This is a genomic window from Streptomyces sp. NBC_00464 (genome assembly GCF_036013915.1).
Taxonomy (GTDB): domain Bacteria; phylum Actinomycetota; class Actinomycetes; order Streptomycetales; family Streptomycetaceae; genus Streptomyces.
The window spans coordinates 5,781,815-5,804,662 of the sequence record NZ_CP107899.1; the positions used below are offsets into that span (position 1 = coordinate 5,781,815).

At 72.0% G+C, this 22,848-nt stretch carries 18 protein-coding genes and 1 pseudogene; 4 read left to right on the forward strand and 15 right to left on the reverse strand.

Annotated features, from left to right (window positions below):
* Window position 1: 1 nt before the first annotated feature.
* Together OG912_RS26010 and OG912_RS26015 are read right to left on the reverse strand one after the other, a co-directional pair.
* A complete protein-coding gene (locus OG912_RS26010; RefSeq protein WP_327711487.1) occupies window positions 2-1,351 on the reverse strand; it encodes an NAD(P)/FAD-dependent oxidoreductase in 1,350 nt (449 codons plus the stop codon).
* A gap of 191 nt (window positions 1,352-1,542) precedes the next feature.
* Window positions 1,543-2,442 (reverse strand): TIGR01777 family oxidoreductase, encoded by a 900-nt coding sequence (locus tag OG912_RS26015; protein ID WP_326735793.1) that lies wholly within the window; start codon window positions 2,440-2,442, stop codon window positions 1,543-1,545.
* A gap of 55 nt (window positions 2,443-2,497) precedes the next feature.
* Between OG912_RS26015 and OG912_RS26020 the strand changes: the two genes are divergently transcribed.
* Window positions 2,498-3,025, forward strand: coding sequence for a GNAT family N-acetyltransferase (locus tag OG912_RS26020; protein WP_327711488.1), 528 nt, complete (start codon window positions 2,498-2,500; stop codon window positions 3,023-3,025).
* 21 nt (window positions 3,026-3,046) lie between these two features.
* Here OG912_RS26020 and OG912_RS26025 read toward each other — a convergent pair whose 3' ends face one another.
* From OG912_RS26025 to OG912_RS26050, 6 genes are all read right to left on the reverse strand, one after another.
* Window positions 3,047-3,568, reverse strand: a complete 522-nt coding sequence (locus OG912_RS26025; RefSeq protein ID WP_327713545.1) for a DUF4240 domain-containing protein — start codon at window positions 3,566-3,568, stop codon at window positions 3,047-3,049.
* Between the two features lie 172 nt (window positions 3,569-3,740).
* On the reverse strand, window positions 3,741-6,410 hold the full coding sequence (gene aceE / locus OG912_RS26030) for a pyruvate dehydrogenase (acetyl-transferring), homodimeric type (protein ID WP_326735791.1): 2,670 nt from the start codon (window positions 6,408-6,410) through the stop codon (window positions 3,741-3,743).
* A gap of 268 nt (window positions 6,411-6,678) precedes the next feature.
* Window positions 6,679-7,302: a GntR family transcriptional regulator gene (locus tag OG912_RS26035; protein WP_148017657.1), complete on the reverse strand. Its 624-nt coding sequence runs from the start codon at window positions 7,300-7,302 to the stop codon at window positions 6,679-6,681.
* Window positions 7,303-7,449: 147 nt separating this feature from the next.
* Window positions 7,450-9,204, reverse strand: a complete 1,755-nt coding sequence (sucB, locus tag OG912_RS26040; RefSeq protein ID WP_327711489.1) for a 2-oxoglutarate dehydrogenase, E2 component, dihydrolipoamide succinyltransferase — start codon at window positions 9,202-9,204, stop codon at window positions 7,450-7,452.
* A 60-nt stretch (window positions 9,205-9,264) separates the two neighbouring features.
* On the reverse strand, window positions 9,265-10,653 hold the full coding sequence (lpdA, locus tag OG912_RS26045) for a dihydrolipoyl dehydrogenase (RefSeq protein ID WP_326735789.1): 1,389 nt from the start codon (window positions 10,651-10,653) through the stop codon (window positions 9,265-9,267).
* Between the two features lie 340 nt (window positions 10,654-10,993).
* Window positions 10,994-12,547, reverse strand: coding sequence for a leucyl aminopeptidase (locus OG912_RS26050; RefSeq protein WP_327711490.1), 1,554 nt, complete (start codon window positions 12,545-12,547; stop codon window positions 10,994-10,996).
* Between the two features lie 264 nt (window positions 12,548-12,811).
* On the opposite strand from OG912_RS26050, the gene OG912_RS26055 reads away from it, so the two are divergent.
* Window positions 12,812-13,669 (forward strand): endo alpha-1,4 polygalactosaminidase, encoded by an 858-nt coding sequence (locus OG912_RS26055; RefSeq protein WP_327711491.1) that lies wholly within the window; start codon window positions 12,812-12,814, stop codon window positions 13,667-13,669.
* 17 nt (window positions 13,670-13,686) lie between these two features.
* On the opposite strand, the gene cobS is transcribed toward OG912_RS26055, so the two are convergent.
* The gene (cobS, locus tag OG912_RS26060) at window positions 13,687-14,466 is read right to left on the reverse strand and encodes an adenosylcobinamide-GDP ribazoletransferase (protein WP_327711492.1); all 780 of its coding nucleotides are present in this window, start codon (window positions 14,464-14,466) and stop codon (window positions 13,687-13,689) included.
* Window positions 14,467-14,554: 88 nt separating this feature from the next.
* Here cobS and OG912_RS26065 point away from each other — a divergent pair, with 88 nt between their 5' ends.
* Complete coding sequence (locus tag OG912_RS26065; RefSeq protein ID WP_327711493.1) at window positions 14,555-15,316, forward strand: hypothetical protein; 762 nt, start codon at window positions 14,555-14,557, stop codon at window positions 15,314-15,316.
* On the opposite strand, the pseudogene OG912_RS26070 reads toward OG912_RS26065, so the two are convergent.
* From OG912_RS26070 to OG912_RS26090, 5 genes and pseudogenes are all read right to left on the reverse strand, one after another.
* Window positions 15,262-15,981: pseudogene (locus OG912_RS26070) on the reverse strand (hypothetical protein); the annotation flags it as partial. The gene OG912_RS26065 and the pseudogene OG912_RS26070 overlap by 55 nt on opposite strands.
* 5 nt (window positions 15,982-15,986) lie before the next feature.
* On the reverse strand, window positions 15,987-17,840 hold the full coding sequence (locus OG912_RS26075) for a phosphatidylglycerol lysyltransferase domain-containing protein (RefSeq protein ID WP_327711494.1): 1,854 nt from the start codon (window positions 17,838-17,840) through the stop codon (window positions 15,987-15,989).
* A gap of 93 nt (window positions 17,841-17,933) precedes the next feature.
* Window positions 17,934-19,058 carry a nicotinate-nucleotide--dimethylbenzimidazole phosphoribosyltransferase gene (cobT, locus tag OG912_RS26080; RefSeq protein ID WP_327711495.1) on the reverse strand — a complete coding sequence of 375 codons (1,125 nt, stop codon included), beginning with the start codon at window positions 19,056-19,058 and terminating at the stop codon, window positions 17,934-17,936.
* A 95-nt stretch (window positions 19,059-19,153) separates the two neighbouring features.
* Window positions 19,154-19,993 (reverse strand): class I SAM-dependent methyltransferase, encoded by an 840-nt coding sequence (locus OG912_RS26085; protein ID WP_327711496.1) that lies wholly within the window; start codon window positions 19,991-19,993, stop codon window positions 19,154-19,156.
* Between the two features lie 33 nt (window positions 19,994-20,026).
* Window positions 20,027-21,229 carry a bifunctional adenosylcobinamide kinase/adenosylcobinamide-phosphate guanylyltransferase gene (locus OG912_RS26090; protein WP_327711497.1) on the reverse strand — a complete coding sequence of 401 codons (1,203 nt, stop codon included), beginning with the start codon at window positions 21,227-21,229 and terminating at the stop codon, window positions 20,027-20,029.
* Between the two features lie 127 nt (window positions 21,230-21,356).
* On the opposite strand from OG912_RS26090, the gene OG912_RS26095 reads away from it, so the two are divergent.
* The gene (locus tag OG912_RS26095; RefSeq protein ID WP_326735780.1) at window positions 21,357-21,608 is read left to right on the forward strand and encodes a hypothetical protein; all 252 of its coding nucleotides are present in this window, start codon (window positions 21,357-21,359) and stop codon (window positions 21,606-21,608) included.
* Between the two features lie 121 nt (window positions 21,609-21,729).
* Here OG912_RS26095 and OG912_RS26100 read toward each other — a convergent pair whose 3' ends face one another.
* Window positions 21,730-22,821 carry a S1C family serine protease gene (locus OG912_RS26100; protein WP_327711498.1) on the reverse strand — a complete coding sequence of 364 codons (1,092 nt, stop codon included), beginning with the start codon at window positions 22,819-22,821 and terminating at the stop codon, window positions 21,730-21,732.
* Window positions 22,822-22,848: the final 27 nt, after the last annotated feature.

Sequence of the window (22,848 nt, forward strand, 5' to 3'; positions counted from 1 at the left end):
CTCAGGCCGCCTCGGGGAGCGCCGCGGTGTCCCCGGAGGCCGGGCTCACCCCCAGGTCGCCGAGGATCGCCCCGGCGGCGCGACGGCCGGAGGACAGGGCCCCCTGGACCGTGCCGGTGTCGCGGTGGTCGCCGCACACGTACAGGCCCGCGAGCAGCCGGACCGGGCGCTGCGGGTCGTGCGGGGCCACCATCGCGGGCACCGCCTCCGGATCGTGGTGGGTGGCCAGCAGCTCCCAGTCGTCGGTGGGTGTCCCGTAGAGCGCCGCGAGGTGCGCGCGGACCTCGCGGTCCAGATCGGCCGGCGGGGTGCCGAGCACCGTCGAGCTGATCAGGACCCGGCCGTGCGGGGCGCGCGCCGGATCGACCGCGCTCATCACCGCGGTGTGCGTGACCGGTCCCGAGCGGTCGGCGTCCAGGAGCAGCGAGGCGCCGGTCGGCGGGGGAGCGGGGGCGGTGTGGTGGAGCACCGTCACCGGATGGAAGGGGGGCACGTGCAGGCCGGGGAGCAGCTCGGCCGCGGCGCTCGCACCGGTCGCCAGCAGCAGGGAGCGGCAGCCCAGTTCGCCGTGTTCCTTGGTGCGCACCGAGGTGATGTCCGCCGCCGTGACGTGCACACCGGTCCGTACGGTGCCGGGCGGCAGCGTGGCCGCGAGCAGTTCGGGCAGCGTGGCCGAACCTCCCGACGGTACGCAGAGCCTGCCGCTCGCATAGCCGCGGAGCGCGAGATCGGCGCACCGGCTCGACGTGATGAGCGCGGGGTCGCTGAGCAGCGCCGTGAGCAGGGGGCGCACGAAGCCGTTGAGCGTCCGGGAGGACAGGCCCCGGCCGGACAGGGCGTCGAGCGCGGCCCGTTCGGGCCGGGCCAGGATGCGGGACCTGGGTGTGGCCGCGAGCCGGGCCAGCGCCGCGCCGAGCCGGGCCTGGTCGATCGCCCCGCCCATGGCCCCGGTGAGGCTCCCGCCCAGGGGCGCCCGGGGGGCGCTTGCGAGGGCGCGAGCCGCCTTGAATGCGCCCCGCGCGCTGCGTGCGCCCCGGGGGCCGCGTATCTCCCCGGTCCGGTACCGGCGGCCCTCGCTGTGGACGAGTACGCCGGGATCGAAGTTCCGCAGGACGAGTCGGTCGAGTCCGGGCGTCGCGTACAGCTCCGGATACGAGGTGGTGAGAAGCGGGCCGATGTGGTCGAGCCGGAACCCGTCCACCTCGTCGGTCATCATCCGGCCGCCGACCCGGGGGCCGGCCTCCAGGACGCTGACGCTCACTCCCGCACTGGTCAGTCGGTGGGCCGCTGACAGGCCGGCGATCCCGGCCCCGATGATGACGACGTCCGCGTGGTGTGCCGTGCTGAGCACATGCCCCTCCCCGAGTCGGCGCAACTGGTGGGAGGCTCTTGCCCTCAACAGGCCACCGGAATGCGCGAGTTCGGCATGAGGCTAGGAGGGTGGCGGGATTACGCGCAGTCGCGCGCGGGCCGGGGCACCGGTGCACGGGGTCGCACGTCCGTCCGAACGGAGCGACGGAGGAGGGCTCCTGGGGTCCGGGGTCAGCGCAGAGCCGACCGGATGGCGGCGTCGATCCCGGGGAAGGCGAAGGCGAACCCCGAGTCCAGCAGCCGCCCCGGCAGCACCCGCTGACTGCCCAGCACGTCCTCGGCGAAGTCGCCCAGAGCGATCCGCAGCGCGGGCGCGGGAGCGGTGAACAGGGTGGGCCGGCGCAGCACCCGGCCCATCGCCGCCGTCACCTCGCCGTTGGTGACCGGGTCGGGCCCGGTCAGATTCACCGGTCCGGACAGCTCCGGGGTGTCCAGGACGTGCCGCAGCGCCGCGATGTGGTCGTGCAGCGCGATGAAGCTCCAGTACTGCCGCCCGTTGCCGAGCCGGCCGCCGAGCCCCGCGCGGAACAGCGGGAAGAGCCGCCCCCAGGCGCCGCCCTCCCGGGCGACGACCAGTCCGGTGCGGGCGTGCACGGTCCGCACCCCGGCCTCCTCCGCGGCGGCCGTGGCCTCCTCCCACTCCACGCACACCGACGGCAGGAAACCGTCGCCGGGCGGTGCGCCCTCGTCGACCGCACGGTCCCCGGTGTCGCCGTAGAAACCGATCGCGGACCCGGACAGCAGCACCTTCGGCGGTACGTCCAGCGAGGCGACGGCCTCGGCGATCGCGCCCGTGCCCAGCACCCGGCTGTCCCGGATCTCGCGCTTGTACGCCTCGGTCCAGCGGTGGTCGCCGACCCCGGCCCCGGCGAGATGGACGACGGCGTCGCAGCCCACCAGCCCGGCCACGTCCACGTAACCCCGCTCGGGGTCCCACTCCACCTCGTCGCCCGACCGCGCCGGGCGCCGGACCAGCCGGACCACCTCGTGCCCGTCGGCCCGCAGCGAGCGCACCAGCGCCGCTCCGATGAGTCCGGTCGATCCGGTGACAGCGATACGGGAGTGCGGCATGGAGCCCATCCTGCCCCATGGTTCACGAGATACGGGGCGTGGCACAGTGGCGCCCATGGCTGAGCCCTCCACCTTCACCACACTGCCCGTCCGCCCCGCCGTCCCCGACGACGGCCCCGCTCTCGGGGAGCTCGACCGGGGCACCTGGTCGACGCTGCACGAAGTGATGCCCCGTCCGCAGCCGCCGTACCAGCCGTTCTTCGACGACCGGCACCGGCCGCAGGACGTCCTGGTGGCCGAGGCGGTGAACCCGGAGGGCGAGACGGTCATCGCCGGCTACGTCCGCGTGGTGCCGCCCACCCCGCTGGCCTGCAACGCACACGTCCGGCAGATACAGGGCCTCGCCGTGGCCGGCTGGGCGCGGGGCCGCGGCATCGGCCGCGCGCTGATACGGGCCGCGTGCGGCCACGCACGAGCCGAGGGGGCGAACCGGATCACCCTGCGGGTGCTGGGGCACAACAGCCCTGCCCGCGCGCTGTACGCGTCCGAGGGCTTCGCTGTCGAGGGCGTGCTGCGCGGCGAGTTCTTCCTGACCGGCCGTTACGTCGACGACGTGCTGATGGGCCGCCCGCTCAGCCCGTGACCGGGCCGGAGCCTTCGCGTCTCACCCGGCGCCGAACCGCTGCCACAACGCGGGCAGCCGCGCCGCCAGGGCCGCGTCGTCCTCGAAGCCGAACGGGGTGCCCTCCGGCTCGGGGGCCTGGGGCGGCAGCCCGAGATCCGGTGCGACCACCCCGGTGAGCTGCTCGTACGCCTCGTCCGGGGCGTAACCCAGCTCCTCGGCATCCCCGTCCAGCTCCTCGTCGAAGTCGTCGAGGAGCTCGGCCAGGCTGTCCGGATCGTGCACCGCGCCCTCGAAGACCTCCCGGCCCTGGCCGATCAGCCAGCAGCGGAAGTAGTCGAAGGCGTCGTCGCTCGCCCCGCCGAGCAGCACACTGGCGGCGGCCCACAGGTCCCAGCGGTACGCGCGGTTGTAGCGGGCCTCGAAGTGCCGGGCGAAGTCCAGCACGGAATCGGGATCGAGCTGCACCAGCCGTTCGACGAGCAGGTCGGCGTGGTCCTCGGGGTCGCCGTCGGCGGCCTCGCGGGTGCTGTCGACAATCTCCCAGAATTCCGTCTCGTCCATCACGGGTCCAGCATCTGCCCCGGAGACGGCCGATGCACGCCCAGACGCCGAAATGAAGCCTTACGGCCTCACACACCGGCCGGGCTCGAAAGGATGACGAATCCTGCGCCGGGGCAGGGGGCGCGCATGCGGAAGGCGGCGACAGGTTGTCCTGCCGCCGCCTTCCGGGCCGTCAGAGCCCGTAACGCTCGCGGGCTTCCTTGACCGCCGACGCGGGCACTTCGCCGCGGCGGGCCAGCTGGGCCAGGGCCGCGACCGCGATCGACTGGGGGTCGACGCCGAAGTGGCGGCGGGCCGCGTCACGGGTGTCGGAGAGGCCGAAGCCGTCCGTGCCGAGCGAGGTCCAGTCCTGCTCCACCCACTGGCTGATCTGGTCCGGCACCTGGCGCATCCAGTCGCTGACCGCGAGGACCGGGCCCGGTGCGCCTTCCAGCGCCTGGGTCACGTACGGCACCCGCAGCTCACCGCGGAGCAGCGCCTCGTCGCACTCCAGCGCGTCGCGGCGCAGCTCGCCCCACGAGGTGGCGGACCAGACGTCGGCCGTGACACCCCAGTCCGCGGCCAGCAGCTCCTGGGCCTCCAGGGCCCAGTGGATCGCCGTACCGGAGGCCATCAGCTGTACGTGCGGCGCGTCCGCCTTCGCGGGCGTGCCCTCCTTGAACCGGTAGAGGCCCTTGAGGATGCCCTCCTCGACGCCTTCCGGCATCGCGGGCTGCGGCTTCGGCTCGTTGTAGACCGTCAGGTAGTAGAAGACGTTCTCGGCCTCGGGGCCGTACATCCGGCGCAGACCGTCCTGGACGATCACCGCGATCTCGTACGCGAACGCCGGGTCGTAGTTGAGCGACGCCGGGTTCGTGGACGCGATCAGGTGCGAGTGGCCGTCCGCGTGCTGGAGGCCCTCGCCGGTCAGCGTCGTACGGCCCGCCGTGGCGCCGACCACGAAGCCGCGGCCGAGCTGGTCGCCGAGCTGCCAGAACTGGTCACCCGTGCGCTGCCAGCCGAACATCGAGTAGAAGATGTAGAACGGGATCATCGGCTCGCCGTGCGTCGCGTACGACGTGGAGGCGGCGATGAAGTCGGCCATGGCGCCGGCCTCGGTGATGCCCTCGTTGAGGACCTGGCCGTCCTTGGCTTCCTTGTAGTACATCAGCTGGTCGCGGTCGACCGGGTCGTACGTCTGACCCAGCGGCGAGTAGATGCCGGCCGACGGGAACAGCGCCTCCATGCCGAAGGTGCGGGCCTCGTCGGGGACGATCGGAACCCAGCGCTTGCCGGTCTCCTTGTCCCGCATCAGGTCCTTGGCCAGGCGGACGAAGGCCATCGTGGTGGCCAGCTCCTGCTTGCCGGAGCCCTTCTTCAGCGCGGCGAACGCGCGCTCCTCGGGGGCGGGCAGCGCCACCGCGTGCACCCGGCGGGCCGGGGCGGGGCCGCCGAGGGCGGCACGGCGCTCCTGGAGGTAGCGGACCTCGGGGGAGTCGGCACCCGGGTGGCCGTACGGCACCAGGCCCTCGTCCAGTTTCGAGTCCGGGATCGGCAGCTCCAGCAGGTCGCGCATGGCGCGGAACTGCTTGCCGTCCAGCTTCTTCATCTGGTGGTTGGCGTTGCGCGACTCGAAGCCCGGGCCGAGCGTGTAGCCCTTCACCGTCTGCGCCAGGATCACCGTCGGCGCACCCTTGTGCGCCAGCGCCGCCCGGTAGGCCGCGTACACCTTGCGGGCCTCGTGGCCGCCGCGCGAGGTGTGGAAACACTCGGCGATCTTCGCGTCGGTCAGCAGCTTCGCCAGCTCGGCGAGCGCGGGCTCGGTGCCGAAGAAGTGCTGGCGGATGTAGGCGACGTCGCGGGTGGCGTACGTCTGGAACTGCGCGTCCGGGACCTCACGGAGCCGGCGCACCAGTGCACCCGTGGTGTCGAGCTGGAAGAGCTCGTCCCAGGCGGTGCCCCAGAGCGTCTTGACGACGTTCCAGCCGGCGCCGCGGAAGGCGCCCTCCAGCTCCTGGACGACACGGAAGTTGGCGCGGACCGGACCGTCGAGGCGCTGCAGGTTGCAGTTGATGACGAAGGTCAGGTTGTCGAGCTGCTCACGCGCCGCGAGGGCGAGGGCGGCGGTCGACTCGGGCTCGTCCATCTCGCCGTCGCCCAGGAAGGCCCAGACGTGCGAGTTCGACGTGTCCTTGATGTTGCGGTTGGCCAGGTAGCGGTTGAAGCGCGCCTGGTAGATCGCCGAGAGCGGGCCGAGGCCCATCGACACGGTGGGGAACTCCCACAGCCAGGGCAGTCGCCGCGGGTGCGGGTAGGACGGCAGACCGTCGCCGCCCGCCTCCTGGCGGAAGTTGTCGAGCTGCTGCTCGCTCAGCCGGCCGTCGAGGAAGGCGCGGGCGTAGATGCCGGGGGAGGCGTGGCCCTGGATGTAGAGCTGGTCGCCGGAGCCGTCCCCCTCCTTGCCGCGGAAGAAGTGGTTGAAGCCGGTCTCGTACAGCCAGGCCGCCGAGGCGAACGTGGCGATGTGGCCGCCGACGCCGAAGCGGGAGCCACGGGTCACCATCGCGGCCGCGTTCCAGCGGTTCCACGCGGTGATCTTCGATTCCATCTCCAGGTCACCGTCGAAGGCGGGCTCCGCGGCGGTGGGGATGGAGTTGACGTAATCGGTCTCCAGCAGCTTGGGCAGCGCGAGACCGGCGCCCTCGGCGTGCTGGAGCGAGCGGCGCATCAGATACGCGGCACGGTGCGGGCCCGCGGCCTTGGTGACGGCATCCAGGGAGGCCGCCCATTCAGCGGTCTCCTCCGGGTCGCGGTCCGGGAGCTGGTCGAGCTCGCTCGGAAGCTTTCCTACGGGGTCGGTCATGATCGCCGCCTTCCGGTGAGGAGGGGGGTGGAGAAGTCCCTGACTGGCAGGACAGGGCGATGGGGCCGGTGGGCCCGCGGAGTGAACTGTAAGGCTCCGATCGATGATCGATCAAAGGATGAAAGGCAAAACTTCTTGATATGAAGAAAGTGGCATGGGGTGCCGCGAAACGGGGCACGGAGTGACGGGATTTAACAGGCAAAAGGGGCGCTCGCCTGCACAGGCGAGCGCCCCTCGCGACAAATGCGCACCACGGTGCGCTCCGGCCTCAGGCGCGCGGCGCGCAGCCGAGCACATGGGCCTTGACCAGCACCCCGATGTCCGGGTCCTTGCGCAGGAACGCCTCGATCAGCGCCTCGTGCTCCTCGGCGTACGACTTCTGCACCGTGCCCAGCCAGCGGATCGAGAGCGCCGTGAACACCTCGATGCCCAGCCCCTCCCAGGTGTGCAGCAGGACCGCGTTGCCGGCCGCCCGGACCATCTCCCGGTGGAACCCGACGGTGTGGCGCACCTGTGCCTCGCCGTCGGCCAGCCGGTCCGCCTCGTACAGGGCCGTCACGTGCGGGGCGAGCAGCGAGCAGTCCTCGCCGAGCCCGGGGGCCGCCAGCTCGGCGGCGATCTGCTCCAGGCCGGCCCGGACCGGGTAGCTCTCCTCCAGATCGGCCGCGGTGAGGTTGCGGACCCGGACGCCCTTGTTGGGCGCCGACTCGATCAGCCGGAGCGTCTCCAGCTCCCGCAGCGCCTCGCGTACGGGCGTCTGGCTGACCTCCAGCTCGGTGGCGATGCGCCGCTCGACGATCCGCTCACCCGGCTTCCAGCGCCCGCTGACGATCCCGTCCACGATGTGCTCGCGGATCTGTTCGCGCAGCGAGTGGACGACGGGCGGGGTCATGAGGGGCTCCTTCGGGGCAAACCGGTGCTGCCTGCACCAACTCGGCGGCCGGAGCGACCGGTCGTGCCTAGACAATACGGCGGCGCCCCCGCCCGGGAGTGTTCCGGACGGGGGCGCCGCTGGTGAGGCTGGTTACAACTGCGGTGCTCAGAGGCCGAGCTCGACCTCGAACTCACCGGCCTCCAGGATCGCCTTGACCGCGGTCAGGTAGCGGGCGGCGTCCGCGCCGTCCACCAGACGGTGGTCGTAGGAGAGCGAGAGGTACGTCATGTCGCGGACACCGATGACGGTGCCCTCCTCGGTCTCGATGACCGCGGGACGCTTGACGGTGGCGCCGATGCCCAGGATGGCTGCCTGGTTCGGCGGCACGATGACGGTGTCGAACAGCGCACCGCGCGAGCCGGTGTTGCTGATGGTGAAGGTGGCACCGGACATGTCGTCCGGCGTCAGGCCGCCACCGCGGGCCTTGCCGGCCAGCTCGGCGGTCTTCTTCGAGATACCGGCGATGTTGAGGTCGCCCGCGCCCTTGATGACCGGGGTCATCAGGCCCTTCTCGGCGTCCACGGCGATGCCGATGTTCTCCGAGTCGAAGTACGTGATCGTGCCTTCGTCCTCGTTGATCCGGGCGTTGACGACCGGGTGGGCCTTCAGCGCCTGGGCGGCGGCCTTGACGTAGAACGGCATCGGGGAGAGCTTGACGCCCTCACGGGCCGCGAAGCCGTCCTTCGCCTTGTTGCGCAGCTTCATCAGCTTGGTGACGTCGACCTCGACGACCGAGGTCAGCTGGGCCTGCGAGTGCAGCGCCTTCATCATGTTGTCGCCGATGACCTTGCGCATGCGGGTCATCTTGACCGTCTGACCGCGCAGCGGGGACACCTCCAGCTTCGGCGCCTTGGAAGCGGTCGGAGCAGCGGCGGCAGCGGGGGCCGGGGCGGCAGCGGCGGCCTTGGCGGCCTCCGCGGCGGCGACGACATCCTGCTTGCGGATACGGCCACCGACGCCGGTGCCCTTGACCGCGCCCAGGTCGACGCCGTTCTCGGCGGCGAGCTTGCGGACCAGCGGCGTGACGTACGCGCCGTCGTCACCGGAGGTCGCAGCCGGAGCGGCCGGGGCCACCGGGGTGACCGGAGCCGGAGCAGCGGCGACGGGCGCCGGAGCGGCCGGGGCCGGAGCGGCGACGGGCGCGGCGGGAGCCACCGGAGCCGGGGCGGGAGCCGCCGGTGCGGGGGCGGCCGGGGCCGGAGCCGCGACGGGGGCCGGAGCAGCGGCCGGAGCAGCGGCCGGGGCGGCACCGGGAGCACCGATGACGGCGAGCTTGGCGCCGACCTCGGCGGTCTCGTCCTCGGCGACGACGATCTCCAGCAGCACGCCGGAGACCGGGGCCGGGATCTCGGTGTCGACCTTGTCCGTGGAGACCTCGAGGAGGGGCTCGTCCTCCGTGACCTCCTCGCCGACCTCCTTCAGCCAGCGGGTGACGGTGCCCTCGGTGACGCTCTCGCCGAGCGCCGGGAGGGTGACGTCGGTGCCGGAGGCACCGCCGGCCGGGGCGGCGGCAGGAGCCTCGGCCGCGGGGGCCGGAGCTGCGGGGGCCTCGGCGGCAGGCGCCGGGGCCGGGGCGGCCTCGGGCTCGGCGGCCGGAGCCGCGGCGGGTGCCGGGGCACCCGTGCCGTCGTCGATGATGGCCAGCTCGGCGCCGACCTCGACGGTCTCGTCCTCGGCGACCTTGATGGAGGCCAGGATGCCGGAGGCGGGGGCCGGGATCTCGGTGTCGACCTTGTCGGTCGACACCTCGAGCAGCGGCTCGTCGGCCTCGACGCGCTCGCCCTCGGCCTTCAGCCAGCGGGTGACAGTGCCCTCGGTGACGCTCTCGCCGAGCGCCGGAAGGGTTACGGAAACCGACATGGTTTCAGTTGCTCCTAACGAAAATGCGGAAGTGGTCGGTCGTCGCGCCCGGTCGACTGATCAGTCGTGGGAGTGCAGGGGCTTGCCGGCGAGGGCCAGGTGGGCCTCGCCCATCGCCTCGTTCTGCGTCGGGTGGGCGTGGATGAGCTGCGCGACCTCGGCCGGCAGCGCCTCCCAGTTGTAGATCAGCTGGGCTTCGCCGACCTGCTCGCCCATACGGTCACCCACCATGTGGACGCCGACCACGGCACCGTCCTTGACCTGGACGAGCTTGATCTCGCCCGCGGTCTTGAGGATCTTGCTCTTGCCGTTGCCCGCGAGGTTGTACTTCAGCGCGACGACCTTGTCCGCGCCGTAGAGCTCCTTGGCCTTGGCCTCGGTGATGCCCACGGAGGCGACCTCGGGGTGGCAGTACGTCACCTTCGGGACACCGTCGTAGTCGATCGGGACGGTCTTCATGCCGGCCAGACGCTCCGCCACGAGGATGCCCTCGGCGAAGCCGACGTGCGCCAGCTGAAGCGTCGGGGCCAGGTCGCCCACGGCCGAGATCGTCGGAACGTTCGTCTGCATGTACTCGTCGACGAGGACGTAGCCGCGGTCCATCGCGACGCCCGCCTCCTCGTAACCGAGGCCCTGCGAGACCGGGCCGCGGCCGATCGCGACGAGCAGCAGCTCCGCCTCGAAGGTCTTGCCGTCGGCGAGGGTCACCCGGACGCCGTCCTGGGTGTACTCGACACCCTGGAAGAACGTACCGAGGTTGAACTTGATGCCGCGCTTGCGGAACGCGCGCTCAAGAAGCTTCGAGCTGTTCTCGTCCTCGACCGGGACCAGGTGCTTCAGGCCCTCGACGATGGTGACGTCGGTGCCGAAGGACTTCCACGCCGAGGCGAACTCGACGCCGATGACGCCGCCGCCCAGCACGATCGCGGACTTCGGGACCCGGTCCAGCTTCAGTGCGTGGTCCGAGGAGATGACGCGGTTGCCGTCGATCTCCAGGCCCGGGAGCGACTTCGGCACGGAGCCGGTCGCCAGGAGCACGTGGCGGCCCTGGATGCGCTGGCCGTTCACATCCACCGAGGTGGGGGAGGAGAGCCGCCCCTCACCCTCGATGTAGTGCACCTTGCGGGAGGCGATGAGACCCTGCAGGCCCTTGTACAGGCCCGAGATCACGTCGTCCTTGTACTTGTGGACGGCCGCCATGTCGATGCCCTCGAAGGTGGCCTTGACACCGAACTGGTCGGCCTCGCGCGCCTGGTCCGCGATCTCGCCGGCGTGCAGCAGGGCCTTCGTGGGGATACAGCCGTTGTGCAGGCAGGTGCCGCCGACCTTGCCCTTCTCGATCAGAGCGACGTCCAGGCCCAGCTGCGCTCCGCGCAGGGCCGCGGCATAACCGCCGCTACCACCGCCGAGGATCACTAGGTCGAAAACGGTGCTGGCGTCGTTCGCCACGTCACGTCCTCCATGCATGTGCGCCGGATGCCGGGCCCCGTCATCGGGGTGTGACCGGCCGGTCGGCTGGTGTTCGGCCGCTTTTGTCATTCGGCCCTGTGGTGGGGGCCCTGTCCTGCCGAGAACCCATCTTCGCACTTGTTGACGGTGGGCGGGACGCGGGGCCCGTGTCTGAGACGGATGATCGTCCGTCTCAGCGGGTTACCGCTGCGTACGGGCGTCCGGATTTCGTCGAGAGCGAAACCCGTCCGGCCCCTGCCGCAGTGGCGTGGTTGCAACGCGTACGGCCCCGGACGTATGCCCGGGGCCGTACATCATTGGCAGGTCCAGAGGCAGCCGCTCAGCCGAGGTCTCCGGCCGCGGTGCGCTCCGCCAGCTTCACCAGGGTGCGGACCGCGGATCCGGTGCCGCCCTTCGGCGTGTAGCCGTACGGGGCGCCCTCGTGGAAGGCCGGGCCCGCGATGTCCAGGTGCGCCCAGGCGATGCCCTCGCCCACGAACTCCTGCAGGAACAGACCGGCCACCAGGCCGCCGCCCATCCGCTCGCCCATGTTGGCGATGTCGGCGGTCGGGGAGTCCATGCCCTTGCGCAGGTCGGCCGGGAGCGGCATCGGCCAGGAGGCCTCACCGACCTCTTCGGCGATCTCGTGGATCGAGGTACGGAAGGCGTCGTCGTTCGCCATGATGCCGAAGGTGCGGTTGCCCAGGGCCAGCACCATCGCGCCGGTCAGGGTGGCCACGTCGACGATCGCGTCCGGGTTCTCCTCGGAGGCGCGGGTCAGCGCGTCGGCGAGGACGAGCCGGCCCTCGGCGTCCGTGTTGAGGACCTCGACGGTCTTGCCGCTGTACATGTGAAGCACGTCACCGGGGCGGGTGGCGTTGCCCGACGGCATGTTCTCGGCGAGCGCCAGCCAGCCGGTGACGTTGACCCGCAGGCCCAGACGGGCGGCCGAGACGACAGCCGCGAACACGGCGGCCGCGCCGGCCATGTCGCACTTCATCGTCTCGTTGTGACCGGCCGGCTTCAGCGAGATGCCGCCCGAGTCGTAGGTGATGCCCTTGCCCACAAGGGCCAGGGTCTTCTCCGCCTTCGGGTGCGTGTAGGCGAGCTTCACCAGGCGCGGGCCGCGGGCCGCGCCCTGGCCGACGCCGAGCAGGCCGCCGTAGCCGCCCTTGACGAGCGCCTTCTCGTCGAGGACCTGCACCTTGATGCCGTGCTCCTTGCCGGCGGCGGTGGCCACGGCGGCGAAGGACTCGGGGTACAGGTCGTTCGGCGGGGTGTTGATCAGGTCGCGGGCGCGGTTGATCTCCTCGGCGACCGCGACGGCGCGCTCGGCGGCGGCCTTGAATGCCTTGTCACGCGGCTTGGCGCCCAGCAGGGCGACCTCGGCGAGCGGCAGCTTCGGGCCGTTGGCCTTGGCGTCCTTGGGCGCGAGCTTGTTCTCGCCGCCCTGGTAGGCGGTGAAGGCGTACGCGCCCAGCAGCGCGCCCTCCGCGATGGCCTCGGCGTCCTCGACGGAGCCGATGGGCAGCGCGAAGCCGGCCTTCTTCGAGCCGGTGAGCGAACGGGCGGCGGAGCCCGCGGCCCGGCGCAGCGCCTCGGCGTCGTACGAGCCGTCCTTCTCCGGGACCGGGCCGAGGCCGGCCGCGATGACGACCGGCACCTTCAGGCCGTCGGGCGCGGGGAGCTTGGTCAGTTCGCCCTCGGCACCGGAGGCGCCCAGGGTCGCCAGGACGGCGGCGAGCTTCCCGCCGAACGCCTTGTCGACGGCCTCGGCGCCCGGTGCGAGGACCAGGTCGCCGGACTTGGAGCCGGCGGCCTTGGCGACGCCGACGACGAGCGCGTCGGCGCGCAGCGTCGCCGCACCGGCAGTGCTGAGAGTGAGAGCAGTCACGGTGGTGAATTCTCGCTTCCGTTGAGTTCTTTGTCGGTCTGTGCCGGTCGAGGGGGTGGCCGACCGGGCCCGGCGCATCGTAGACGCCGCCGCGATGTGCCGGGAATGAGCCTACGCGCGCCTTTGCTGCCCGATTACGGCGGCGGGCCGTCAGTGCGCCGGGACGGCCGTACGGTTGTCACACCGGGATGATCTTCCCGGTGGAACGGACCGCGACCGCAACGGCGTTGGCGGACGTCCTGCGGATGGATCCAGGAGAGAACGATGGACGACCGGATGGCCGCCCGGGTGAGCGGCCGGCCGAAGGCGCTGCCCGCCACCGTACTGATTCTGTTGGCGATGCTGGCCGGCTGCACCTCGGCACCCGGGTCCGCCCCCTCGCCGGCTCCCTCCGGGCGGTCCGTCGCGGCCCGCTGGCAGCCGGAGCCGGGCACCGACTGGCAGTGGCAGCTCTCCGGCCGGCTGGACACGTCCGTGGACGCCCCGGTGTACGACATCGACGGCTTCGACCACGAAGCGGCACAGGTGGCCGAGCTGCACCGCAAAGGGCGCAAGGTCATCTGCTACCTGTCCACGGGCGCCTGGGAGGAGTTCCGCCCGGACGCGGCGAGGTTCCCCACGGCGGTCCTCGGCAAGGGCAACGGCTGGAAGGGGGAGCGCTGGCTCGACATCCGGCGCACCGACGTCCTGGAGCCGCTGATGGAGAGCAGGATCTCCATGTGCGCGAAGAAGGGCTTCGACGCGGTCGAGCCCGACAACATGGACGGCTACCGCAACCCGAGCGGCTTCCCGCTGACCGCCGCCGATCAGCTGCGCTACAACCGGCTCATCGCCCGGATCGCCCACCGTCACCACCTCGCCGTCGGCCTGAAGAACGACCTGCCCCAGATCCCGGAGCTGGTGGGCGACTTCGACTTCGCGGTCAACGAACAGTGCGCGCAGTACGAGGAGTGCGAGGAGCTCTCCCCGTTCGTGAAGGCGGGCAAGGCGGTCTTCCACGTGGAGTACGAGCTGCCCGTGGCCCGGTTCTGCGCACAGTCCCGGCGGCTGGGGCTGAGCTCGCTGCTGAAGAAGTACGAGCTCGGTGTCTGGCGTGAGCAGTGTCCGGCGGCGGCGGCCTGACGGAACACCCGAGGGGCTCAGCCGAGGGCCAGCCCCACGAGCGTCACCGTCGCCGCCGTCTCCGCCAACGCCCCGAACACATCGCCGGTCACGCCGCCGAAGCGCCGCACGCAGTGCCGCAGCAGCAGCTGGGCCACCGCGAGCGCGGCCAGGGCGGCGAGGGCGTACCGCAGCGCCCCGTATCCGCCGAGCAGCGCGCCCGCGCCCGCGCAGAGCGCCACGGCCAGGGCCGCGACCACCACCGCGCCGGCCCCCGGGACCGTGCCCGCGACCGCGGCGCCCAGCCCCTCCGGGCGGGCCGCCGGGACGCCGCGGCGGGAGGCCAGCGTGAGCGCGAGCCGGGCGACGGCGGCGGAAGCGACGGCCGCCACCGCACCCTGCACCCAGCCCTGCGCGTACAGCTGCTGAAGGACCGCCACCTGGGCGAGCAGCACGAACAGCAGGGTGATCACACCGAACGGCCCAATGTCCGACTGCTTCATGATGCGCAGCGCCTCGTCGGCCGGCTTGCCGCTGCCCAGGCCGTCGGCGGTGTCCGCGAGGCCGTCGAGGTGCAGCCCCCGGGTGAGGGCAGCCGGCACCGCGGCGGAGGCGACCGCGGCGAGCAGCGGCCCCGAGCCGAACAGCAGGAACAGGCTGCCGGGCACCGCCGCGAGCACGCCGACGACGAGGCCGGCCAGCGGGGCGCACAGCATTCCGGCCCGCGCGGTCTCGCGGTCCCAGCGGCTGACGCGGACGGGGAGCACGGTGAGGGTGCCGAAGGCGAAACGCAGGCCGTGGCTGTTCAGGGAGGTCACGGCGCGCAGGCTAATCGGTGGGCGCGGCCGCTAGATTGTCCAAAACGGCACAGAACGGTGCGTCGTCGACTTATCGGGAGTGGGTGGGATGGGTCACTGGTTCGACCGGAACATCGTCGAGCCGGGGAAGCTGCCCCTGCTCCTGGCGCTGACCGCCTTCGTGTTGACGTTCGCGATCACCCGGGTCATCACCCGGATGATCCGGGCCGGCAAGGGGCCCTTCGGCAACATCACGCCGGGCGGGGTCCATGTCCACCACGTGGTGCCGGGCGTGGTGCTCAGCGTGGTCGGCGGGTTCGGCGCGGTGGCCAGCGGGAAGCACGGCTTCGCGGCCGGTGCCTGCGCGGTCGTCTTCGGCATCGGCGCGGGGCTGGTGCTGGACGAGTTCGCCCTGATCCTGCACATGGACGACGTGTACTGGACCGAGCAGGGCCGTCAGAGCGTGGAGGTCGTGGTCCTCACCGCGGCCCTGGTGCTGCTGGTGCTGGGCGGGTTCTCCCCGCTCGGCGTGGACGACCTGAGCGACGATCAGCAGCAGGACAGGCTCGGTGTCGTCCTCACCCTCGTCGTCAACTTCTGCTTCGTGCTCATCGCGCTGTTCAAGGGCAAGGCGCGGATGGCGGTGCTCGGCACCCTGATTCCGTTCGTCGCCCTGGTCGGGGCGGTCCGGCTGGCCAGACCGACCTCGATGTGGGCCAAGCGGTTCTACCGCAACCGGCACCGGGCCCGCTCCCGTTCGGTGCTGCGCGCGTACCACCACGACGTCCGCTGGGCCGGGCCGCGGCGGAAGTTCCAGGACCTGATCGGCGGCGCACCCGACCGGGCCCCGGCGCCCTCACCCAAACCCTGACGGCGCCGCCCGCGCAGGGCCGGGACCGCGCACAGCACGAGCGCCACCGCGACGGCCGCAAGGTGCTCCTTGCCCGCCAGGTTGTCCTTCACCGCGATCTCCACCACCATCGCCACGATCACCAGCGCCCCGGTGAACCGGGCCCGGTGCGCCCAGCAGACGCAGACGGCCAGGGCGACCACCGCCGCCGAGGGGCCGGTGTCGACGACCTGGGCGTCGGAACCCGGCAGCCCCAGGAACCCGTACCCGTCGGGGCCGACGGCGACACCGATGCGCGCGTACAGCGTCCCGGCCAGCGTCGCGACGTACGCGATCAGCAGCGTCCGCCGCCGTCCCAGGCAGATCTCGGCGATCCCGAACACCAGCAGCACCTGAGCCAGCGCACCCCAGACCGGCAGGTCGAGCGCGGGGACGAACAGCGACAGCGGGGTACGCAGCAGAGCCGCCCACAGCGGATCCTCGGCCCGCACCGCCCCGAGCGCCTGCACCGGCCCGTAGCCCCAGGACCGGTTCTGCGCCACCTGGAGCAGCGCCGTCAGGCAGACCGCGGCCAGGGTCATCGGGACGGCCCGCAGCCGCTCGGTGACAAGTGCCGTGCGTACGGTCCTCCACAGCGGGCTCCACTCCCGGCGGGCCGCCCGGCCGAGCGCGCGCAGCGGGGCCATCGGGGTCATCCACGCGGTCCGAGCTTGGCGCGGTGCAGCCACTTGGGCAGTCCGGGCGCTTCCAGGAACCCCTCGGCACGGCCCGCGGCGATGGCGATGCGCGGCAGGTCCGCGCTCTTCTCGAAGAGCAGATAGCGCGGTTCCCAGATCGGCCGGTACTTGGCGTTGGCGCGGTAGAGCGACTCGATCTGCCACCACCGCGAGAAGAAGCTCAGCAGCGAACGCCACAGCCGGAGCACCGGTCCGGCGCCGAGCCGTGAGCCGCGCTCGAAGACGGAGCGGAACATCGCGAAGTTCAGCGACACCTGGGTGACGCCGATCTTCCCGGCCCGTTGCAGGAGTTCGATGACCATGAACTCCATCAGGCCGTTCTCGGAGCTCCGGTCACGGCGCATCAGATCCAGCGAGAGACCGTTCGGACCCCAGGGGACGAAGCTGAGTAGGGCGCGCAGCTCGCCGCTTCCGCCGTCCTCGGCGGTGTCCCGGCATTCGAGCATCACGCACTGCCCGTCGGCCGGGTCGCCGAGCCGGCCCAGCGCCATCGAGAAGCCGCGTTCGGTCGCGCCGTCGCGCCAGTCGTCGGCCCGGCGCACCAGTGCGGCCATCTCGGCCTCGGGGATGTCCGCGTGCCGGCGCACGGTCACCTCGTAACCGGCCCGCTTGACCCGGTTGTACGCCTGGCGGACGGTGCGCATCGCCCGCCCCTCCAGGGTGAATTCGGCGGTCTCCACGATCGCCTCGTCGCCCAGCTCCAGGGCGTCGAGGCCGTGCCGGGCGTAGATCGTGCCGCCCTCCTCGCTCACCCCCATCGCCGCCGGGATCCAGCCGTGCTCACGGGCCTCGGCCAGCCACGGGTCGATCGCCCCGGGCCAGGCCTCGGGGTCGCCGATCGGGTCGCCGGAGGCCAGGGAGACCCCGCCGACCACTCGGTAGGCGACGGCGGCCTTCCCGGTGGGCGACCAGGTGACGCTCTTCTCGCGGCGCAGCGCGAAGTAGCCGAGCGAATCCCGCTCCCCGTGCTTGTCGAGCAGCGCGCGCAGCGCCGCCTCGTCCTCGGGGGTGATCGGGTCGACCGCGCGGCGGGCGCGGAAGGCCGCGTACACGACGGCGATGAGCAGCAGCGTGGACAGGATGTTGATGGCGACGTTCACCCAGCCCGGAGTGGAGATGCCGGGGAACCGGGAGTCGTCGGCGGCGACGGAGACCAGCCGCAGCGCGCCGTAGCGCCAGCGGTCAAGGAACGTCGAACGGTAGTCGTCGTGCGCGGTGTTGGTGAGCGTGACCAGACCGGCGGCGATCAGCGAGGTGACCAGCAGACCGACGACGGCCACCAGCGCGGCCAGCTTCGGGTTGGACCGGTCGCCCTTCGCGTAGAACTCGCGCCGGCCGAGGGCGAGCGCGACGACGAAGGCGGCGGTCAGCGCCAGCGAGATCCAGTTCTGCGGGTACCGGCGGATCTCCGGGAAGCCGATCACCGCGGCGAAGAGCAGCAGTGTGAGCCCGCTCAGCACCATGTTGACGATCCACGCGGCCCGCTTGCGCCGCCGCATCGTGACCGCGAGGAACAGTGCGACGACCCCTGAGGAGAAGCCCGCGGTGAGCAAGTAGGGCGTGAAGTAGTTCTCGGTGTTGTGGCGTCGCAGATCCTGGCCGAAGGTGACCCAGACGGCGCTCAGGAAATTGATGAACGACACGACCCGCAGGTACCAGATGGCGAAGGCCGCGCCGCGTCGCGACCGGTCGGTGCTCTGCGGCCGGTCGGCGCTGTGCGGTCGTTCGGAGTTCTGCTGTCGTTCGGTGTTCTGTGGCCGGACGGCAGCCCGCCCGGATTCCTTGCTGGCCAATTGGACCTCTCCCATGAAAGGCGATCATATGGGGCATCGCACTTCATAAGGGGCTGCTCTGCGGCCGGTTTCCGGGCGGCCGCAGTCCGATGGCTCAGCTGCCGCTCGTCACTCCCCGGCCGGGTCTCCCGGGCCGGTCCCTCCGTCCGCGGAGGCCTCCTCGCCGTCGTCCTTCGCGTCGTCCTCCTCGGGCTCCGGTGCGCGTTCGGGCAGCTCCGCCGCCAGCGCGGCCGCGGCCTGAACGAACGGAAACGCGAGCAGCGCCCCGGTTCCCTCACCGACGATGACGCCGTGGTCCAGCAGCGGGTTGAGCGCCATCCGGTCCAGCGCCTTCGCCTGTGCCGGCTCACCGCTCAGCTGGCCCGCCAGCCACCAGTCCGGTGCCCGGAACGCGGCCCGCTGTCCGACCAGAGCCGCGGCCGAGCAGACCACGCCGTCCAGGATCACCGGCAGCCGGCGCACCGCGCACTGCAGCAGGAAGCCGGTCATCGCCGCCAGGTCCGCACCGCCCACCGTGGCCAGCAGCTCCAGCTGGTCACCCAGCACCGGCCGGGCGCGGCGCAGCGCGTCACGGACCGCCGCGCACTTGAGCATCCAGGCCAGGTCGTCGATCCCCGCACCGCCGCGCCCGGTGACCACCGAGGCATCGGTGCCGCAGAGCGCCGCGATCAGGGTGGCCGCAGCCGTCGTACCGCCGACGCTCAGATCGCCGAGCACCACCAGATCGGTGCCCGAGTCGGCCTCCTCGTCGGCGATCGCCATGCCGAGACGCACCGCCTGCTCGGCCTCCTCGACCGTCATGGCGTTCTCGACGTCGATCCGGCCGCTGCCGCGCCGCACCCGGGTCCGGACGACGGCTTCCGGCAACAGCTCCGGCTCGCAGTCCAGACCGGCGTCCACGATCCGTACCGGTACGGAGAACGTACGGGCCAGCACGGCGAGCGGCGTCGAGCCTTCCAGCGTGGCGCGCACCAGCTCGTGCGCGCTGCCGGCCGCACGGCCGGACACACCCAGCTCCGCCACCCCGTGATCACCGGCGAACAGCACCACACGGGCCTGCTCGATCGGCCGGACCGGCACGGCCTGCTGGGCGGCCGAGAGCCATTCACCCAGCTCGTCGAGGCGTCCGAGGGCGCCAGGCGGCACGATGAACCGCTCCCGGCGTTCCTCGGCATCTCGCCGTACACCCCCGTCGGGGCGTTCGATCAGGTCGGAGAAGTCGTCCAGATTCACGGGGGTCTGCCTCGCGGGTCGATACGTGGTGTGGGCCGGGGAGCCCGGCGGCGGGCCCCCTGCGGAACAGTACCTGCCGCGATTTCCGGACTCCCTCAGTGCGGCGTCCGGTCCCCGAACCGCAGTTGGGTGATCGCGGGGGTGAGGGTCCGCAGCCCGGGGAGCAGATTCTGGATACGGATCAGCTCACCCATCGCACCGCGCCCGCGCGGCAGGTGCAGCGCCCGCACCTCCGTGATCCCCGGATGCGCGCTGCGCAGCTTCCCGCGCTCGCCCGGGTCCATCGCCCAGCGCATCGGCGGGATCGTCATCTCACCGACCTTCGAGGTACCCGCCACCGTGCCCTTCGCGAGCCAGCGGGCCATCGAGTCCAGGACGAGGATTCCGCCCGGCAGCCGTTCGGCGCAGGCCGCCAGGATCGCGCGTACCTCGGCGGGCCGCAGATACATGAGCAGCCCCTGCGTCGTGATGACCACACCCCGGCCCTCCGGGTCCTCGATCTCGTCCAGCCAGGACAGATCGGTCGCCGATCCGGACAGCGTCCGCAGCCGGTCCGAGGGCGGCAGCAGGGTGCGGCGCAGCGTGGCGACCTCGGGCAGCTCCACACTGAGCCAGTTCAGCCGTCCGTTGTCGACCCGCCAGAAGCCGGTCTCCAGACCGTCGCCGAGCGCCACCACGGTGGCGTCCGGGCGGCCGTCGAGATACTCCTGCACCGCCAGGTCGAAGCAGCGCGAGCGCAGACCCTGCGCCTGCGAGTGGAACGGGTCGGGAATACCGAACCGCTCCTCGAACGGATAGTCCAGATCCGCCAGCAGCTGGAGCGCCATCGGGTCGTCCAGCACCGGATAGGGCCGGCCCGCCTCGTAGCCCCGGTTGTACAACGTCCACAACAGGGTCTCCGGCACCCCGTCCAGCATCGGCCGCACACGCGCCATGTCCGCTCCTCCGTCCTGTTCCCGGCCGGCCCGTCAGCCACGCAACGTCAGCGCCTGCCCGGCCACCACCAGCAGCACCTGCTCACACTCATCGGCGACCGCGGCGTTCAGCCGGCCCAGCTCGTCCCGGAACCGCCGCCCGGCGGCGGTCGCGGGCACCACGCCCGACCCGGTCTCATTGGTCACCGCGACGACGGTGCGCCGCGTCCCGCGGACCGCGGCCACGAGCGCGGCGGTCCGCTCCCGCAGTGCGCTCTCCCCACCTCCTGCCCACGCCGCGTCGTCCCAGGCGTCCACCCGGTCCATCGCGTCCGTCAGCCAGAGCGACAGGCAGTCGATCAGCAGCGGCGGCCCGTCCGAGGCCAGCAGCTCCACCAGCTCGCAGGTCTCCTCGGTGCGCCAGGCCGCCGGTCTGCGCTCCCGGTGCAGCCCGATCCGGGCCGCCCACTCCCCGTCCCCCTCCCGGCTGCCCCCGGTCGCCACGTACACGACCTCGGGATACGTCTCAAGACGCCGTTCGGCCTCGACCGACTTCCCGGACCGCGCGCCTCCGGTGACCAGGGTGCGCCGGGGGACGTCCGGTTCGGCGTGGTACGCCCCGACCGTCAGCGTCGTCCCGTCCGGCACGGACCGGGCCCCGGCCGCGGCGAGCCGGCGGTCGAGCTCGGGGCCGGGCGGTGCGTCGTGGTCCAGATGGACGGCGATCACCTCGGTGGCCGGCCCGATCGCCTCGACGGCCCGCAGCCGGGCCACCGCGTCGGGCCGTCCCACGACATCGCCGACGACCATGTCGTACGGCTCCGCCATGCGGTCGGCGAGACCGGCCGGTGCGGCGCCCGGCGGCAGATAGAGCAGCCGCTCGCCGTCCGGCGACGTGACCTCGTACCCGGTGCCGGGCGCGTCCATCGGCACGGCGCGCACCCGGTGCCCGCTGATCAGCGTCAGCACCCGCCCGTCCGGCACCCGGCCCGCCGGAGGCAGCCCGGCGGGCAGTTCGACGGCGGGGCCGTCGTGCGGATGGGTGAGCAGCACCTGCCGTACGCCGGTGAGCGAATGCCCCGCGCGGGCGGCGGCGAACACCGCCCCCGGGGTGAGATCGAGCAGCAGCGCGTCGTCGATCAGCAGAGCGGTCGCGGCCCGCGCCCGCTCCCCGCGGGCGGTGGCGCAGGCGGCGCAGGGGCAGTCGGGCCGCGGCAGCCCGTCGGGGGCTCCGGTGCCGAGCAGAGTCAGTTCCACCCTCCGATCCTCCCGCGTCCCCGCACCGGGTGCGCGACGTGGGGGTGGACGGGCGCAGGCGGACCTCTTCCGTCACTGGTCGTAAGCACTAGGCTGCGGACGGAACAAAGTGACCCAGGAGGCGGACATGGCGTGGACGTGGCGGTTCGAGAAGTCCGACGGTACGGAGACGGAGCCGGCCCTGCAGCCGGAGGAATTCACGACCCAGGGCGACGCGGAGTCCTGGATCGGTGAGTACTGGAAGGAACTCCTCGACGGCGGGGCGGACCAGGTGACGCTCTTCGACGACACGACGAAGATCTACGGCCCGATGAGCCTCCGGGCCGAGCAGAGCGAAACGGCCGCCGAGCAGAGCGAAGCGGCTGCCGGCGAGGCCTGAGCCGCAACGGCCGCCGGGCGGAGCGAAATGGCCCGAGCCGCAAAGACCGCCGGGCGGACCCGTGAGGGCCCGCCCGGCGGACTGTGCTGTGGTGGACGGAACCGCCCTGCGGCCCGTCGGCTCAGATCTCGCCGAGCGTGACCTCCGCCGTCTTCTCCGCACCGCTGCGCAGATAGGTGACGGTGACCTTCTCGCCCGGCTTGTCGGAGGCCAGCGCCTCCGACAGGGACGTGATCGTGGTGACGGACGCGTCGCCCACCTTGGTGATGATGTCGCCGGCCTGCAGCCCCGCCTTCTGGGCCGCGCCGCCCTTCGTCACGCTGACGATCGCCACCCCGGCAGGCTTGTAGCTGTCGTTGACGACCGTGCGGCCGGTGATGTTCAGGGCGGCCCGGCCGGAGTCGGTGACCTTGCCGTTCTTGATGATCTGGTCGGCGACCGTCTTCACCATCGAGACCGGGATCGCGAATCCGATCCCCGGCGCCGCGCTGTCACCCATCTGGGGGTCCGTCGCCGCGAGCGTCGGGATGCCGATGACCTCGCTGTTCAGGTTCACCAGCGCGCCGCCGCTGTTGCCCGGGTTGATCGCCGCCGAGGTCTGCACCATGTTCGCGATGGTCGCGCCCGTGCCGCCGCCCGCGCGGCTCTCGCTCACGGTCCGGCCGAGCGCCGAGACGATGCCCTGGGTGACGCTGCTGGACAGGCCGAGCGGCGAACCCATCGCCAGCACGATCTGGCCCACCGCGACCTTCTCCGAGTCGCCGAACTTCGCGGGCTTCAGCCCGTCCGGGACGTCGTCGAGCTTGATGACCGCCAGGTCCTGATCGGGATAGGCGGCGACCAGCGAGGCGCTCATCACCTTCTCGCCGTTGGCCACGGTGACCTTGAAGGTCTTCTCCTCACCGACGACGTGGGCGTTGGTGACGATGTGGCCCTTGGCGTCGTAGACGATGCCGGAGCCCAGGCTTTCGGACGCGTCGATCTGCACCACCGACGGAAGCACGTTGTTGATGACGGTCTGGTAGTCGTCCTGCAGATCGCCGGTGGCCTTCGAGGCCGATCCCTGCTGCGCCGATCCGGACTTCGTCGCGGCGGCGTTCGAGGTGTTGGAATCAGAGTCGGAGCAACCGCTCACCAACGCGATCGCACAGACCCCTGCGGACAGAGGCATCAGCAGCCGGCGCACACGGCTGCGGGGGTGAAAGGCATCCATGTCCGGATTATTGCCTTTAACCCCATT

What these genes read in the sequence shown, in the direction of transcription:
- sucB (WP_327711489.1), bottom strand. Translation starts at nt 9,204, where the DNA reads ATGTCGGTTTCCGTAACCCTTCCGGCGCTCGGCGAGAGCGTCACCGAG.
- aceE (WP_326735791.1), bottom strand. Translation starts at nt 6,410, where the DNA reads ATGACCGACCCCGTAGGAAAGCTTCCGAGCGAGCTCGACCAGCTCCCG.
- OG912_RS26065 (WP_327711493.1), top strand. Translation starts at nt 14,555, where the DNA reads ATGGGTCACTGGTTCGACCGGAACATCGTCGAGCCGGGGAAGCTGCCC.
- OG912_RS26020 (WP_327711488.1), top strand. Translation starts at nt 2,498, where the DNA reads ATGGCTGAGCCCTCCACCTTCACCACACTGCCCGTCCGCCCCGCCGTC.
- OG912_RS26035 (WP_148017657.1), bottom strand. Translation starts at nt 7,302, where the DNA reads ATGACCCCGCCCGTCGTCCACTCGCTGCGCGAACAGATCCGCGAGCAC.
- OG912_RS26015 (WP_326735793.1), bottom strand. Translation starts at nt 2,442, where the DNA reads ATGCCGCACTCCCGTATCGCTGTCACCGGATCGACCGGACTCATCGGA.
- OG912_RS26085 (WP_327711496.1), bottom strand. Translation starts at nt 19,993, where the DNA reads ATGGCGCGTGTGCGGCCGATGCTGGACGGGGTGCCGGAGACCCTGTTG.
- OG912_RS26100 (WP_327711498.1), bottom strand. Translation starts at nt 22,821, where the DNA reads ATGGATGCCTTTCACCCCCGCAGCCGTGTGCGCCGGCTGCTGATGCCT.
- OG912_RS26055 (WP_327711491.1), top strand. Translation starts at nt 12,812, where the DNA reads ATGGACGACCGGATGGCCGCCCGGGTGAGCGGCCGGCCGAAGGCGCTG.
- OG912_RS26095 (WP_326735780.1), top strand. Translation starts at nt 21,357, where the DNA reads ATGGCGTGGACGTGGCGGTTCGAGAAGTCCGACGGTACGGAGACGGAG.
- OG912_RS26025 (WP_327713545.1), bottom strand. Translation starts at nt 3,568, where the DNA reads ATGGACGAGACGGAATTCTGGGAGATTGTCGACAGCACCCGCGAGGCC.
- OG912_RS26075 (WP_327711494.1), bottom strand. Translation starts at nt 17,840, where the DNA reads ATGGGAGAGGTCCAATTGGCCAGCAAGGAATCCGGGCGGGCTGCCGTC.